Raw genomic sequence first — 16,391 nt, forward strand, 5'->3', positions numbered from 1 at the left:
GGATCTTCCGGCCATTTTTTATTCCTCATCTTAAATGTCATGCTGTTATTTTGTTAATTTTGTGGCGGCCATGCGACACAATTAACGGCAGATACACGACTTTCTCCGATTTCGTGGATGAATCAATTTCAAGTACATATTGCTCATTTATAATCACGCGCCATAAGCCCGGACGCTGTCAGCACGATATCAATCCAGCTAGTTACCCCATGCTATTTATATTTTAAATATATAAATATGTAAAAAAAATCGTATTTGTCATCCATTTTTTGATGATGCATAGTGAGATGAAGATGATATTAAAAAGTCACAATTCATCTGGGCGATATCGTATGAAGATGGGTATTTGCAGTAAATAAAGGTGAGATGCAGAGTGAAACAAATAGTCGCGCAGCTAAATGACGACATTCTTCTGTATTTTACCGCCGTGTCACAGTCTTGAAATATTTAACAATTACACTCGCGGCTTGCCATGTTAGCCGGGTAAGCATGTGGGATGAATGACACAGGTGCTAGCGCCCTGGGTCATACGGATCGGCCGCAGTTTTTTCCGCCGTAATTGTCTGGATAGGAATAGTTGTGATGTGTGGAGCGGCGTTTTGTGATGGTCTTGTCAGGACCGCAGCCAGTCCCGCCGGCGTAACAGTTGCAGCATCGTAAAGAGGAGATCTTGTATTTGTGTTGCTGTGCGGTGCAGCCGGACGGTGGGGCAATCCAGGATTTTCAAAAAATAATAGTCTTTTCTGGGGTTAAAGATGATCAATCACAAGCGACTTCGGCTAACGCAAATCGCGTTAAGCCTGTCTATTGCACTGGCAGCGGCACCATCGTTCGCACAGAACACTACGTCTTCCATTGGCGGCCGTATCTCGGCCACTGACGGCAAGCCGGCAGCTGGCGCCAACGTCAATATCGTTCACGTTGAGTCCGGTTCGGCCAGCAACGTGACCACCGATGCAGAAGGCCGTTATGTCGCACGCGGTCTGCGTGCCGGCGGTCCTTACACCATCACCATTACCAAGAATGGCGTGGTTGAAAAACGCGAAGGCGTGTATATGCCCTTGGCCGAAACGGCCAACGTCGACGCCACGCTGGGCGCCGACATGCAAGTGGTGAAAGTCACGGGCACCAATGCTGTCGCACAGGTTTTCAACCGCAATAACATGGGTGCCGGCACCAATATCGGCCCGACCGAACTGGCTACCCAGGCATCGATCTCGCGCAGCTTGCAAGATTACGCCCGCGCCGACCCACGCCTGTCGCAAACCGACAAAGAGCGCGGTGAAATCTCCGTTGCCGGTCAAAACTCGCGCTACAACTCGATGACGATTGACGGCGTGGCCGTGAACGACACGTTCGGCCTGGAAGCGTCTGGTACCGCGACCGGCAAGCAGCCAATTTCGATCGAAGCGATCCAGTCGGTGCAGGTTAACGTCGCCAACTATGACGTCACCCAAAAAGGCTACACGGGCGCGAACGTCAACGCGGTGACCAAATCGGGCACCAACAAGGTCAAGGGCAGTGTCTACTACGCTTTCCGTAACGACACCATGTCCGGCGACCGTTACAACAGCACCGACGACACTTACTACGCACCGCCAAAATTCCGAAAAACCACCAAGGGCATTACCCTGGGCGGCCCGCTGATCGAAGACAAGCTGTTCCTGTTTGCCAACTACGAAAAGCTGGAAAGTACCCGCACGGCACCAAACTTTGGTCCGCTGGGCAGCTCGATGACGAACGTCGGCGTTACCGAATCCGCTATTGCGGGTTTACAGACGATTGCCAAAGAAAAGTACAACTTGCCAGTCGGCACCACCACCGTGCCTGCCGGTACGAAGTTGACGGTTGATGATGTCTTGCTGAAACTGGACTGGAACATCAACGACAACCATCGCGCGATGGTTCGCTATTCCAAAACCGATCAGTCCGAGCCGATGTTTACCGGCGTAACGTCAAGCGGTATCGCCTTGAACTCGGCTTGGCGTTCGCAGGAAAAGTCGATCGAAACCATCGTCGGCCAGTGGTTTGCCGACTGGACGCCAAATTTCTCGACGGAATTCAAAGTATCGTCGCGCGACTATGAAAGTCTGCCGAAGAACAATTCCACCCTGCCAACCATGTCGCTCAAGTTTACGGGTGCCTTGCCGGCGGGATCGCCTGCAGGCGTGTCGACCAACGACCGTTTCCTGAACTTCGGTACCGATCAGTCGTATCAGTTTAACGTCTTGCGCACCAAGACCAAGGATGCCTACCTGGGCGCGAACTGGGCCCTGGGCGATCATGAAGTCAAGTTCGGCGGCGACTTCAGCAAGAACGATGTCTACAATGCGTTCCTGCAGAACATCAATGGCAACTACACCTTCGGCTGTATCAATAATGTCGGATACTCGTTTGTCAAACCAAACGCGGACGGCAGCACTACTTTCAATTGCAACAGTTCAGCCGCTCTTCAGGAACAAGCCGTACTGGAAAATTTCCGTACCGGACGCCCGAGCTCTTACCAGGTGCAAGTACCATTGGCAGGCGGTTCCTTGGAAAACGCCATTGCTGATTTCAGCCTGAAAAACTATGGCTTCTTCGCCCAAGACGTATGGACCGTCAACAAACAGTTGACCGTGCAGTATGGCGTGCGTGTCGACAAGGCCGCCATCAGCGACCGCCCGCTGTATAACGCTGCCGCGGCGGCACCTATGGTTGCTGGCAACCCGCAGACCGGCAAGGTACAAAGCGGTGGTTTTGGTCTGAACAATACGCAAACCATCGATGGACAGACACTGTGGCAGCCACGCGTGGGCTTCAACTACAAGTTCGACAGTGCCCGTCCAACCCAATTGCGCGGTGGTTTCGGCCTGTTCCAGGGCGCGGCGGCCACGGTATGGATGTCGAACCCGTTCGCTAATCCTGGCGTGGCAACCCGTATCGTTGGTTGCGGCACCAGTGGCTTCAAGGCTTGCCCATCGGTAGGTGGCTTGTTCAATCCTGATCCGAACGCTCAGCCGACGAACTTCGCTGATGCCGCACCTGCAGCCAACGTCGACTTCCTGTCGCCTAACCTGCGCCAGCCATCGATCTGGAAGGGCAACCTGGCGTTCGAACATGAGCTGCCATGGATGGGTCTGGTTTTCGGCGCGGAATATCTGCGTACGCAAAACAAGGATGCCATTTACTACGAGCATCTGAACCTGGGTGCAGCGACGCGTACCGGTACCGATGGCCGTGAGCTGTATTACTCGAATACTGCCTACAATACGAATTGCTGGACTTCAACCGGTGGCTTGTCGTCGACCAATGCGGGTTGCTCGGGTTCCTTCGCCAAGGCACTCAAGAACCCTGCGTTCAACAACGTCATGGTTGCGCAGAAAACGGATAAAGGTGCAGGCAATCTGGTGACCCTGTCGGTCAGCCAGCCGATGACCAAAGGCTTTGGCTGGTCGGTTGCCTACACCTATACAGATGCAACGGAAGTGTCGCCGCTGACCTCGTCGGTATCGACGTCGAACTTCAACGCCCGTTCGATTTTCAATCCGAATGAAAACGTCGCCGCCAATTCCGGCTACCTGGTGAAAGACCGCTTCAATGCTGTGTTGAACTTCCAGAAGCGCTTCTTCGACAACTACAAAACCAGCTTCGGCCTGTTCTATGAAGGTCGCAAGGGTAAGCCATACAGCTGGACCTACAGCAATGACTTGAACGGTGACGGCGTCAGCGGCAACGACTTGATGTACATCCCATCGAAACCAGGTTCGGGCGAAGTGGTATTCCGTGGCGATACGGCAACCAACCACGCTAACGAAGACCGTTTCTGGTCCTTGGTCAATGCCAATGGCGACCTGCGCAGTTCGAAAGGCGGCGTGGTGAAGCGTAACGACAGCTTCTCGCCTTGGACCAACAGCTTCGACATGCGTGTCAGCCAGGAAGTCCCAGGCTTCTTCAAAGGCAACAAAGGCGTGTTCACGATGGACTTCTTCAACGTGGGCAACATGATCAACCGCAAGTGGGGCCGTATCAATGAAATGGCTTTCCGCTCGGCTGGTGGTCAAACCCGCAGCTTTGTTGATTTTGCCGGCCTCGATGCTCAAGGCCGTTATATCTACCAAGTGCGTGACAAGGTAGAGGACTACACCGTGCGTCAACAAAAGGGTGAATCCCAATGGGCGATCCAGGCTACGGTCAAGTACGAGTTCTAATCTCGGCGTCTGACTGAAGTTGCAAACGGCTGGTGGCGACACCGGCCGTTTTTTCGTTTTATGTTGTGCTTTCTTGTCATACTCTGATGGGCTTGCGGCGCACGGCGTCCCCCCGGATGAGATAGTCTTTTTGAATACTGATAACCATGTGGGGACCATGAAACATCATCTGACACCACTCGCCGCCGCAGCGGCCCTGACCTTGCTGCTGGCCGCCTGTGCCGCACCTACCGCGCCTTCCGCGAAGTCCGTCGATATCAACCTGGTCGCTTTGAACGATTTTCACGGCAACCTCGACCGCAGCAAATTTACCTACACGAGCGTCGCCGATGCCGAGCGCAAGACGGTGCAGGCCGGCGGCATTGATACCTTGTCCGGCGCCCTGACGGCGTGGCGGCGCGAAGATGCGCAGCTGATTTTTGTCGGCAATGGCGACCTGGTCGGCGCCAGCCCCGCCATGTCGGCGCTGTGGGCGGATGAACCGAGCATCGTCGCCATGAACATGCTGGGCATGAAGGCCAGTTCCGTCGGTAACCACGAATTTGACCAAGGCAAGGCGGAATTGCTGCGCCAGCAGCGCGGCGGCTGCGAGTCGTCGCGCGCCGACAAGGCCTGCAAGTTCACGCCCGACTTCAAGGGCGCCAGCTACACCTATATGGCGGCCAATGTGATAGACACCCAAACGGGCAAGTCCCTGCTGCCCGCCTACCGCATCGAAGAGGCGCATGGCGTCAAGGTGGGCCTGATCGGCGCCGTGCTGAAAGATACGCCGTCCGTCGTAACGGCCGCCGGCATTGCCGGCCTGCAGTTCGGCGACGAAGCGGACGCCATCAACGCCACCTTGCCGCAGCTGCGTGCACAGGGTGTGGGGGTGTTCGTCGTGCTGCTGCACCAGGGCGGCGAGACGAAGGAAGCCGTCGACCAGCCCGATTGCAGCCATTTGAAGGGCGAAGTGGTCGATGTGGTGAAACGCCTCGACCCGGCTATCCAGCTGGTCATCAGCGGCCATTCGCACCAGGGCTATCTGTGCCGTGTCGATGGCCGTCTGGTGACGCAGGCACAGATGGGGGGGCATATGCTCACGCGCATCAAACTCAAGGTCGATCCCGTCAAGAATGCGCTGATCGATGCCAGTGCGCAAAACGTCGTCATGTTGCCCGGTATGTATGAGCCGGACCCGGCCGTGGCAGCCTATCTGGCATCGGTCAAGCAGCGCAGCGCGGCCGAGTTGTCGCGCCCCGTGGCCGCCATCGCCGTGCCTAACGTGGGCCGCAGCACCAAGGGCAGTGGCGCTTCCGCGCTGGGCGACCTGGTGGCCGACAGCACCCTGTTCGGCGCACGCGCTGCCGGTGCGCAAATTGGCCTGATGAACAATGGCGGCATCCGCAAGGACCTGGAAGCGGGCGCCGACCTGATGACGAACGTGGGCCAGAACCAGGCAGTTGTACCGTTCGGCAATACCTTGATCGTCATGAGTCTTTCTGGTGCGCAAATCCGCACTTTGCTCGAGCAGCAATGGCCGGGTGCCGAAGCGGAAGAGGGCAACTTGCTGCAAGTGTCCGAAGGTTTTGGCTACCGCTGGGACAGCACGCAGCCGCAAGGCCAGCGCGTGCTGCCGGGCAGCATCATGCTCAATGGCATCCCTCTTGAGGACAATCAACAATACCGTGTCGCCGCCAACAGTTTCCTGGCCGGCGGCGGCGACCGCTTTACCGTGCTGGCGGCAGGCACGCGCCGGCTCGATACGGGCGTGCGCGACATCGACGCCTTCAGCAATTACCTGACCGTGCGCGCGCGCGCCGGCAAGCCCGCTGGCAGTGCCACGGCGGCCGGCCGCATCGTGCGCGTCAAATAATCTTTACCAGGAAAAACCATGCGTCGCTTATTTGTTTCTGTCGTTCTGTCCAGCCTGTTCGCGGGCAGTGCCCACGCGGATTTCACCATTCCCGGCTTTGAGCTCGTGCACACGTCGCCCGTGGAAACGAGCTTGACGAACCCCGACCTGCGCGAGCCCGTTGCCGTGTGGACCGAGTTGTTCGATTCGGCAAAAAAAGAGATCGTCATCGCCCAGTTTTATGCCGTCAGCAAACCGGGCACGGCCTTTGAAAAAGTGCTGGCCAGTCTGACGGCTGCCGGCCAGCGCGGTATAAAAATCCGCTTCCTGCTGGACCAGAAGGGCGTGGGCTTGTCGGAAGCGGCCACCATCGCCCAGATCAAGGCGATTCCGAACCTGGACTTGCGCTTGATCGACTTCAATAAAATCACGGGCAACGGCATCGTGCACGCGAAATACCTGGCCGTCGATGGCCAGGTGGCGTACATCGGCAGCCAGAATTTCGACTGGCGCTCATTCGAGCACATCCATGAAACGGGCTTGAGAATCACGGAGCCCGCCATGGTGAGCCAGGTGCAAGCCATCTTCGAACAGGATTGGCAAGCCCAGGCATTGACGTCGCAAGGCAGCCGCGCCACGGTGCTCAATAGCAAGGTTGTGCCCGCCAACTACGCGCAAAACGCTTTCCTGCTGGCCAGCCCGAACGCCTACAACCCGGCCGGCGTGGGCGACTCGGAAACGGGCCTGCCCGCCTTGCTGGCGCAAGCGCAAAGCGAAGTGCGCATCCAGCTGCTCGATTACGCACCGCTGTCCTACGGCCCGAACCGCACGCGGCCGTACTACGCCGTAATCGACAACGCCGTGCGCGCGGCTGCGCAGCGCGGCGTGAAAATCAAGCTGATGGTGTCAAGCTGGAATACGGAAGCGCCAGCCATCGCCTACCTGAAAAGTCTGGCCCTAGTGCCGAACGTGGAAATTCGCATCGTCACCTTGCCGACGGCATCGACGGGCTTCATTCCGTTCGCGCGCGTGATCCACAGCAAGACCATGACCATCGACGGCAAGCTGGCCTGGGTCGGCACGAGCAACTGGGCGGGCGGCTATTTCGACTTGTCGCGCAACCTGGAAGTGGTGCTGCGCAACGACGCCATGGCGCAGCGTATTGCCGCGTTGCATGAGCAGACGTGGAGCTCGGCGTATGCGCAGCCGATCGATATCAACAAGCAGTATCCGAAGCCGGCCAAGGCCGCGCCGCAAGGCAAGGAGTAATGGTGAACATGCAAAAACTGCTGAGTGTGCTGGCGCTGGGCGCCGCTTTTGCTTCCGGCAATGTTCTGGCCTGGGGCAACGACGGCCACCGCGCCGTGGGTGCCATCGCCGATCAATTGCTCAAGGGTAGCGCTGCCCAGGCGCAAGTGGCCAAATTGCTGTTGCCTGGCGAAAGCCTGGAAAAGATCGCCAACTGGCCCGATTGCGTGAAGGGCACGTATTGCGGTCCGCAATCGCCGGAAATGCTGACCTATGTGGCGGCCAATCCCAAGCATGGCGAATACCATTACACGAACGTGCCGTTCCAGAACGCGCACTATCACGACCATGGCGTGGGCACGGCCGACGACGATATCGTGCAAACCTTGAAGCAGGCGATCCTGGTGTTGCAAGGCAAGGCTGATGCGGCCAGCAATCCGCACGGCTTCAGCCAGCGCGAAGCATTGATCCTGATCACGCACCTGGTCGGCGATATCCACCAGCCTTTGCATGTGGGTAATGCTTTTGTTGGCAAAGATGGCCAGTTTTTCGCGCCCGCCACGCAGGCGCAGATCGATGACGTCACCATTTTCAATGCGCGCGGCGGCAACGACTTGCTGCTCGACGATGCGAAGATGACGGCGCTGTCCGATGCCGTGATTCCCGCGCCGTTGCCGGCCGACGATGGCGCGGCCATGCCGGCAAGCAGCTATCCGAAGTCGCCCACCAAACCGCTGCATTCGTATTGGGATACCACCGTGGTCGATTACGCCATGCGCCGCCTGAGCACGCGCACGCCGCAGCAGTTCGCCCGCACCGTGATCGCCAGCCAGCCACAAGTGAGCAGCAACACCGGTGACCCTGCCACCTGGCCGTATCAGTGGGCCGATGCCTCGCTGGCGGCGTCAAAGGTTGCTTTCACGGATGTGGTGGCCGGTCCGGCCACGCAGCAGACGAGCCGCAAGGGCGAGGTCTACAACGTCTGGAGCTTGACGGTGCCGGACAATTATCCCGTGCCCAGCTCGGCACTGGCCAAGCAGCAGCTGATCGAGGGCGGCTATCACCTGGCAGCCGTGCTGCAGGCGATCTGGCCGCTGTAAAGACGTCATTCGAAAGCGGCCTGCGGGCCGCTTTTTTCATGCCAGGATGATGGCGATTCCCATCTCGCGGTAGGGCGCGACCAGGGCGTTTGCGACGTCGCGGTGCACGATGATGTCGTTGACCTGGCTCAAGGGGGCAATTTGAAACGGCGAAGCCGTATTGAACTTTTCCGGCGAGGCCAGCACGACGGTGCGGGCAGACGCGTCGCTCAAGGCACGCTTCACGCACGCTTCTTCATAATCCCCCGTGGTGATGCCCGCTTGCGGATGCAGGCTGGACACGCCCATGAAATACAGGTCGGCGCGGATACGGCCGATGGCTTCCACGGTGGCCGCGCCGACGCCCACGATCGAGTGCTTGTACAGGCGTCCGCCCAGCATCAGCACTTCGATCCATGGATGATTCACCAGTTCGACGGCAACCGACGGACTGTGCGTGACGATGGTGGCGCGCAGTTCGCGCGGTAGCTGGCGCGCCAGTTGTACGGCGGTCGTGCCGCCATCGAGAAACACCACTTGTCCCGTTTGTATCATGGCGCCCGCCGCGCGGCCAATGGCGGGCTTGGCTTCCGGTGAAATCTGTTCGCGGGCCGCAAACGGCGCCAGCGCGGGCGAACTTGGCAGCAAGGGCAGTGCGCCGCCATGCACGCGCTCCAATACCCCTCCTTTCGCCAGCTCGCGCAGGTCGCGCCGTATCGTGTCTTCCGACAAGCCCAGGCTATCGCTGACGGCCTTGGCGACGATCTGTCCTTCGCGCTGGAGCAAGTCCAGCAGGTATTGTTTGCGTTGATGTGTAAGCATGATTTTTCTTGTATTTTCTTGATATTGCACGAGTTTGCATGATAAAGTCGATCCGTGCAAGCACAAGGAGACACTATGCGCGAAGAAAACAGCAAGCAGGAACGGGTCCGCATCCAGGGCGTGCAAACCCTGTCGCACGACTGGTATCTGCTGCAAAAGACCACGTTCGACTATCTGCGCCGCGATGGCCAGTGGCAGACGCAGACGCGGGAAACCTATGACCGCGGCGATGGCGCCACCATCCTGCTCTACAACAAGATCAAGCGCACGGTGATCCTGATCCGCCAGTTCCGTTTTCCCACCTACCGCGAAGGCCACGATGGTTTCCTGATCGAATCAGCGGCCGGCTTGCTGGAGGAGGCCAGCGCGGAGCAGCGCATCCGCGCCGAGGTGGAAGAGGAGACTGGTTACCGGGTGGGGCAGGTACACAAGATATTCCAGGCTTTCATGAGTCCCGGCTCCGTGACGGAGCGTTTGCATTTCTTTGTCGCCGAATACGATCCGTCCAGCCGCATCGGCGACGGCGGCGGTCTGGCGCACGAGGGAGAAGATATCGAGGTGTTGGAATTGCCGCTGGCGCAGGCGATGCGGATGGTGGCCGATGGCCGAATCTGCGACGGCAAGACCATCATGCTGCTGCAGCATGCGCAGCTGCAACTGATGCCGGTCAAACAAGGCATGCAGATACTCGTTGCCGGCCCGTATCGCTCCGGCACGGGCGACGATCCCGCCCGGATGGCGGCGAATGTGGCGGCCATGGAAGCCGTCTGCCTGCCCCTGTATGCCAAGGGCCACATGCCCGTGCTCGGTGAATGGCTGGCCTTGCCCATGCTGGCGCTGGCCGGTTCCACCCAGGTGGGTGACGCCGTGTATGAGCAGCTGTTCCACGCGCATGCGACGCGATTGTTGACGCATTGCGATGCCGTGCTGCGCCTCGGTGGCGCGTCCCAGGGGGCGGATCAGATGGTGGAAGTGGCGCGCAGCCTGGGTCTTGCCGTGTTTTTCTCGCTGGACGAGATTACCCAGGCATAAAAAAAGCGAAGCCCGCGGGCTTCGCTTTTCGTTGGCGCAGGCTGAAACTTAGCGCGATTTCACGAAGGGGATACCGATCGCTTTTGGCGCGATGGATTTCGCCATCAAGCCCGCCAGCACGATGACGGTAACGACATACGGCACCATCTGGATCAAGGAGCCCGGGATGCGGCCCACGACTGGCAAGTCCACGCCTTCGATCTGGATCTGGATGGCGGCGAAGAAGCCGAACATCAGGCAGCCGAGGAAGGTGTAGACGGGACGCCAGTTGCCGAACACCATGGCCGTCAGGGCCAGATAGCCGGCGCCGGCCGACATGTCGCGCAGGAAGAAGCCGCTTTGCACGATGGCCAGATACGCACCCGAGAACGAGCACAGGATGCCGGCCACCAGCATGGCCAGGTAGCGCGTCGCTTCCACGCTCACGCCGGCCGAGTCGGCAGCATGCGGGTTTTCGCCGCAGGCGCGCAAGCGCAGGCCGAAGCGCGTGTGGTACAGCAGCCAGTGCACGAGCGGGATCAGCAGGAAGGCCACGTAGACGAGGATGGAGTGGCCGCCGATCAAGTGGGCATACACCCAGCCGATGAACGGGATGTGCTCCACGTACTGCGTGCCCGGCAAGACGACGTCGAACAGACGCGCCGAACCGAGGTCGGGCGTGCGGCCGCCTTGCTGGAAGAAGAATTGCGCCAGCACGAACGTCAGTCCGCTCATGGCGATGTTGATCGCCATGCCGGCCACCAGCTGGTTACCCTTTTGCGTGATGCTGACGTAGGCCTGCAGCAGGGCCAGGGCGACGCAGACGAGCATGCCGGCAGCCATGCCGTAGTACGGGTTTTGCGTCGTGTAGGCCACGGCGGCGGAAGCGAAGGCGCTGGCCAGGATCTTGCCTTCCAGGCCGATGTCGATCATGCCGCTGCGTTCGGCGAACAGGCCGGCCATGGCGGCAAAAATCAGGACGGGCGCATTGCGCACGGTCGATACCAGGATGCTGGCGAATTGAAAGTCGTCGAGTGTCATGGTGTTAGCCTTTGGTGCGCTTGAGCAGGGCGGAAATGGCCGGTGCGTAGAAGTTTTCCATGGCGCCGCAGAACAGGATGATCAAGCCCTGGATGAAAATGAAGGTTTCGGTCGGGATATTCGGTTTTTCCAGCGACAAGTCGAAGCCACCCTGGATCAGCGCGCCGAACAGCACGGCCGACAGGAAGATGCCGACCGGATGTTGGCGGCCCATCAGAGCGATGGCGATGCCGATGAAGCCGGCGCCGCCAACGAAGTTCAGCGACAGATAATGCGTCGAACCCATGATGGAATTGACGGAACCGAGGCCCGCCAGCGCGCCCGAGATCAGCATGACGATGATGATCATCTTGCTGATCGACACGCCCGCATAGTGGGCCGCATGCTTGTTCAAGCCCGTGGCGCGCAGCTTGAAGCCCCACGACGAGCGCCACACCATCACGCCGTAAATCACCAGTGCGGCGATCGCCAAAAGAAAACTGATGTTCAGCGGCGTGTCGCCCAAGGATGGGAACCAGGTGGAGAGGCGCGGCATTTCGCCGCTTTCCGCGAACACGCGGCTGGCCGTGTTCTGCTCGCCCGGCGGAATCAGATACTTCACGATAATGAAGTTCATCAGGCTGGCGGCGATGAAGTTGAACATGATGGTGGTCACCACGATGTGGCTGCCGCGCTTGGCTTGCAGGTAGCCGGGCAGGAAACCCCACAGCGCGCCGAACAGGGCCGCGCCGATCATGGCCGCCGGTATCAATAGCCAGGCGGGCAGGGTCTGGTCGAATGCCAGCATGGCCACCGTCAAGCCCAGGCCGCCGATATACATCTGGCCTTCGGAACCGATATTGAACAGCCCGGCCTGCATCGCCACGGACACGGACAGGCCCGTAAAAATGAAGGTGCTGGCGTAGAACAGCGTGTAGCTCAAGCCTTCCGGATTGAGGATGGCGCTGTGGACGAGGATGGACAGCGATTCGGCCGGGTCTTCGCCCAGCATATAAATCACCAGGGCTGCGACCAGCAAGGCCGACAGCAGGTTTAACATGGGCATGACAAAGGCTGTCGCCCAGCGTGGCAAGTCGTTATTCATGATTTATGCATTCCCCCCATCAACAGACCGATGCGGGTGGTATCGAATTCTTCAATTTTCAGTTCGCCGGTGATGCGTCCGCCGCACATGACGAGAATGCGGTCGGCCAGCGCCCGCACTTCTTCCAGTTCGACGGACACCAGCAGGATCGCCACGCCCGCGTCGCGCAGGGCCAGCAATTGCGTATGGATGCTTTCGATGGTGCCGATGTCGACGCCGCGCGTGGGCTGGCCCACCAGCATCAGTTTCGGCTTGGCCAGCACTTCGCGCGCGATCACCACCTTTTGCTGGTTACCGCCCGACAGCAAGCCGATGCGCAGGTCCGGATTGGCCGGACGCACGTCGAACGTCTTCAGCAGTTCCGCGCAGCGGGCGCCGATGGCCTTGAAGTTGAACAGGCCCCAGCGGTTTTTCAGGTGGTCCTGGTAACCGAGGATGGTGTTTTGCATGACGGAGAAATTCTTTACCACGCCGTCGCGCAAGCGGTCTTCCGGAATGTGGGCGATGCCCAGGTCGCGGAAGGCCAGCGGCAAGCCGTCGGCATCGTGGCGCTTGGCAAACGGCAAGTCCTTGTCGAGAAAACGCAGCTTGCCCGACGTCGGCAAGCGCATGCCGGACAGAATTTCCAGCAGCTCGCTCTGGCCATTGCCCGACACGCCCGCGATGGCGACGATTTCGCCGGCGCGCAAGTTGAAACCTATGTCGGCCAGCAATTTGACTTGCTGCTCGTCGGCCAGTTGCAAGCCGTCCACTTCCAGCACCGTGGCGCCCGGATTGTACGGTGCACGGGGCAAGTGGCTCTGGATGGGGCGGCCGACCATCATGTTGGCAAGTTCCTCTTTCGAGGTGCCGGCGGTCGCCACGGCGCCCACCACCGTGCCGCCGCGCATGACGGTGACGTTGTCGGTGATTTCCAGGATCTCTTGCAGCTTGTGCGTGATCAGGATGATGGTCTTGCCCTGCTCCTTGAACAGGCGCAGGATTTCAAACAGCGAGGCCGTTTCCTGCGCCGTCAGCACGGCCGTCGGCTCGTCGAGGATCAGGATATTGGCGCTGCGGTAAATCTGCTTGAGGATTTCCACGCGCTGCTGCGCGCCGACGGACAAGTCTTCGATCTTCGCCAGCGGGTCGACGTCGAGGCGGTAGCGCGCGCAGATCTCGCGCAATTTCGCTTCCGCTTCCGTGCGGTGGCTGGCCAGGCGAAAGCCGCCTTCCGTGCCCAGCATGATATTGTCGAGGACGGTGAAGTTCTCGACCAGCATGAAGTGCTGATGCACCATGCCGATGCCGAGGTTGATCGCTTCCTGGCTGTTGCGGATAGGCTGTACTTTCCCGTCTAGCAGGATTTCTCCGCCGTCGGCACGGTAATACCCGTACAGGATGCTCATCAAGGTCGATTTGCCGGCGCCATTTTCCCCTACCAGGCCATGGATACTGCCCTTGGCGATGGAGAAGCTGACGTCGGCGTTCGCCTTCACATGTCCAAAATGCTTGGAAATGCTGCGAAATTCTACTGCTGGCTGCATAGGTTCATAACTGGATAGTTTCATGGAAACGCGCCGCGCGGAGACTGGCCCCGGCGGCGCGCTAAAAGATACGGAGAAAAATTAAACCGGGCAGCTGCTGCCGACGCGGTAATCGATCACTTTGATCTTGCCATCGATAATGTCCTTACGCGCACCCAACACGCGCTTTTCGATTTCCGGCGTAATCAGCTTGCGGTTGTTTGCGTCGAGCGCCCAATCCACGCCGCCTTCTTTCAAGCCTTTATAGCTGACGCCGCCCTTCCAGGTGCCGTTCTTGACTTGCATGAAGCTGTCGTAGACCGTATTGTCGACGCGCTTGACCATCGAGGTCAGGATGCTGCCTGGATACAGATGATTCTGGTTCGAATCAACGCCGATGGCCAGCTTGCCTTTTTCCTTGGCCATTTGCAGGGTACCCATGCCGCTGCCGCCAGCGACGGCGAAGACGACATCGACGCCACGCTCGAATTGCGAGCGGGCCAGTTCGCCACCCTTGGCCGGGTCATTCCAGGCGCCGGACGTGGTGCCGACCATGTTTTGCGTGATTTCCATCTTCGGATTGACGGCCTTCGCGCCTTGCGCGTAGCCGCAAGCAAAGTTGCGGATCAGGGGAATATCGATGCCACCGATGAAGCCGACTTTCTTGCTCTTGCTGGCCATGGCTGCCGCCACGCCCACCAGGTAGGAGCCTTCTTCTTCCTTGAAGACGACGGAATTGACGTTGCTGCCGGTGGCCTGGCCATCGATCAGCACGAATTTTACGTTCGGGAATTCCTTGGCGACCTTTTGCACGGCTTGCGTTTGCGCAAAGCCGATGGCGGCGATCATGTCGAGTTTCTTGCGGGCCAGACCACGCATGACTTGTTCAGCCTGCGTATCGCTCGATGCCTGCACTTCGATGAAGGAAATGCCCGTGTCTTTTTTGAAGCGCGATGCGCCTTCGAAAGCGGATTGGTTGAACGACTTGTCGAACTTGCCGCCCGCGTCATACACGACACCCAGTTTTGGGGTAGCCGCGGACGCTTGAGCAGTCAGAAATACGGCTGCGATCGTCAAACTAAATTGTGTAAGTTTCATGAATTGGCTCCTGGAAGATCGATATTGTATATTTTTTATAGGTGAAACATATAATTTGGGGCCGATTTAGCCTGTTTTTGATGCACGAGGTGATAATTCCTTATCAACATTGCACTGTATTGCACAAGATCATTGCTGACCTTGTCTGCTTTCATGTCGTCAGTGTGATGCTCATGCAACAGTCGCGCCCCGTCTCTTTTATAGGTACAACATCGAATGGGGCTGCCGGAGCGGGCTGGGATGCGCCGTCAGATGACGGGCAGGGCAAGCACGGAACCGGCGCCGCGATGGGCGTCCGAATTACTATGCATCATGCCAGATATGTATGACAAATACGTTTTTGTTTATGTATTTATATGCACTGCATATAAATAGGTTTTAAGAACGCATAACAAAACCGTAGCGAGCGGCAGTGAGTTGTGGTCGAGAAGCGGAGCTGTGCGAATGCACAGTGAGCATCGGAGGCCGCAAATCGCGACGCGCAGTAGGTTTTGTTCGCGTTCTCAGGCAGCCGGGGGATTGAGGATATTCAGGAAGGCCCGCACGACGGGAGCGTCGTCGAGTGTCGTGTAGCTGATGTACAGATTCGCCGACGGGGGATTCGTCTTGATCGGCAGAAACACGACGCCGGGCCAGCCGATGCGGCTAGTTGTTTCCGGCACCAGGGTCACGCCCAGGCCCGCGCCCACCATGGCCAGCAGGGTTTGCGGTTCGCTCGCTTCCTGGAAAATCACGGGTTCGAAACCGGCGTTGATGCAGCATTGCACCAGGTAGCGGGGAAACGCGGATTTGTCGAGGTTCAGGGTCAGCATCGGCTCTTCGGCGATGTCGATCAGTTCGATGGACGTGTTTTTCGCCAGCGGATGGTGTTCATTGACGGCCACGCAGACGTTTTCGCGGAAGCACAGTTCCTGACGTAGATTGTCGTGACGCAAATCGTCGTCATTGAGTTTGGGTTCGCGCCAGAAGCCCACGTCGATCTGCTTGGCGCGCAAGGCTTCGTACTGCACCGTGGGACCAAATTCATGGATGGTCCAGGTGACGCGGGGAAATTTGGTCTGGAATTCTTCCAACAGGCTGGGGATAGGGCCCCACATGGCCGAGCCGACGATGCCCACGCGCAAGCGGCCTACTTCGCCGCGGTCGATCTGGCGGATGGTGTCGATGGTCATGCGCATCTTGGCCAGCAGGTCGGCCGCTTCGTTCATCAGCGCCTTGCCCGCCACGGTCAGCTCGAAGGTGCGCGTGGTGCGCGCAAACAGGCGTACGCCCAGTTCGCTTTCCAGTTTCATGATCTGCTGGCTCAGGGGCGGCTGCGAGATATGCAGGCGCTCGGCGGCGCGGCTGAAGCTTTTCTCCTCGGCAACGGCAAGAAAATACTTTAACTGTTTCAGATCGATGGACATGCTTTCCTTGCGTTGCGTGTTGCTAGGCGATGGAACGGCGCGCAGACCCGTGAAGGTGCGCGCGCTTTCTTTA

At 58.8% G+C, this 16,391-nt stretch carries 10 protein-coding genes and 1 pseudogene; 5 read left to right on the forward strand and 6 right to left on the reverse strand.

Features of this window, described 5'->3' with window-relative positions; all coding sequences use genetic code 11:
* The first annotated feature begins 755 nt into the window (after window positions 1-755).
* The 4 genes from AC4BCN_RS06340 to AC4BCN_RS06355 all read left to right on the forward strand — a co-directional run bounded on the left by AC4BCN_RS06340 (window position 756) and on the right by AC4BCN_RS06355 (window position 8,372).
* Window positions 756-4,190 (forward strand): TonB-dependent receptor, encoded by a 3,435-nt coding sequence (locus tag AC4BCN_RS06340; RefSeq protein WP_490492824.1) that lies wholly within the window; start codon window positions 756-758, stop codon window positions 4,188-4,190.
* A 157-nt stretch (window positions 4,191-4,347) separates the two neighbouring features.
* On the forward strand, window positions 4,348-6,045 hold the full coding sequence (locus AC4BCN_RS06345; RefSeq protein ID WP_490492825.1) for a bifunctional metallophosphatase/5'-nucleotidase: 1,698 nt from the start codon (window positions 4,348-4,350) through the stop codon (window positions 6,043-6,045).
* 18 nt (window positions 6,046-6,063) lie between these two features.
* The gene (locus AC4BCN_RS06350; RefSeq protein ID WP_490492826.1) at window positions 6,064-7,293 is read left to right on the forward strand and encodes a phospholipase D-like domain-containing protein; all 1,230 of its coding nucleotides are present in this window, start codon (window positions 6,064-6,066) and stop codon (window positions 7,291-7,293) included.
* Window positions 7,294-7,301: 8 nt separating this feature from the next.
* Complete coding sequence (locus AC4BCN_RS06355) at window positions 7,302-8,372, forward strand: S1/P1 nuclease (RefSeq protein WP_490492827.1); 1,071 nt, start codon at window positions 7,302-7,304, stop codon at window positions 8,370-8,372.
* Window positions 8,373-8,408: 36 nt separating this feature from the next.
* Here AC4BCN_RS06355 and AC4BCN_RS06360 read toward each other — a convergent pair whose 3' ends face one another.
* Window positions 8,409-9,173 (reverse strand): DeoR/GlpR family DNA-binding transcription regulator, encoded by a 765-nt coding sequence (locus AC4BCN_RS06360; protein ID WP_490492828.1) that lies wholly within the window; start codon window positions 9,171-9,173, stop codon window positions 8,409-8,411.
* 75 nt (window positions 9,174-9,248) lie between these two features.
* On the opposite strand from AC4BCN_RS06360, the pseudogene AC4BCN_RS06365 reads away from it, so the two are divergent.
* Window positions 9,249-9,833, forward strand: a pseudogene (locus AC4BCN_RS06365) (NUDIX domain-containing protein); the annotation flags it as partial.
* Between the two features lie 420 nt (window positions 9,834-10,253).
* On the opposite strand, the gene AC4BCN_RS06370 reads toward AC4BCN_RS06365, so the two are convergent.
* The 5 genes from AC4BCN_RS06370 to AC4BCN_RS06390 form a co-directional block, all read right to left on the reverse strand.
* Window positions 10,254-11,225 carry an ABC transporter permease gene (locus AC4BCN_RS06370; protein WP_034754516.1) on the reverse strand — a complete coding sequence of 324 codons (972 nt, stop codon included), beginning with the start codon at window positions 11,223-11,225 and terminating at the stop codon, window positions 10,254-10,256.
* 4 nt (window positions 11,226-11,229) lie between these two features.
* Complete coding sequence (locus tag AC4BCN_RS06375; protein WP_046685488.1) at window positions 11,230-12,309, reverse strand: ABC transporter permease; 1,080 nt, start codon at window positions 12,307-12,309, stop codon at window positions 11,230-11,232.
* Entirely contained in the window at window positions 12,306-13,835 is a 1,530-nt protein-coding gene (locus AC4BCN_RS06380) for an ABC transporter ATP-binding protein (protein ID WP_070303427.1), read from the reverse strand. The genes AC4BCN_RS06375 and AC4BCN_RS06380 overlap by 4 nt, the downstream gene beginning before the upstream one ends.
* An 81-nt stretch (window positions 13,836-13,916) precedes the next feature.
* Window positions 13,917-14,912, reverse strand: a complete 996-nt coding sequence (locus AC4BCN_RS06385) for a BMP family lipoprotein (protein WP_490492829.1) — start codon at window positions 14,910-14,912, stop codon at window positions 13,917-13,919.
* A 503-nt stretch (window positions 14,913-15,415) separates the two neighbouring features.
* On the reverse strand, window positions 15,416-16,318 hold the full coding sequence (locus AC4BCN_RS06390; RefSeq protein WP_034754538.1) for a LysR family transcriptional regulator: 903 nt from the start codon (window positions 16,316-16,318) through the stop codon (window positions 15,416-15,418).
* Between the last annotated feature and the right edge of the window lie 73 nt (window positions 16,319-16,391).

The organism is Janthinobacterium sp. Bl 1 (assembly GCF_058215535.1).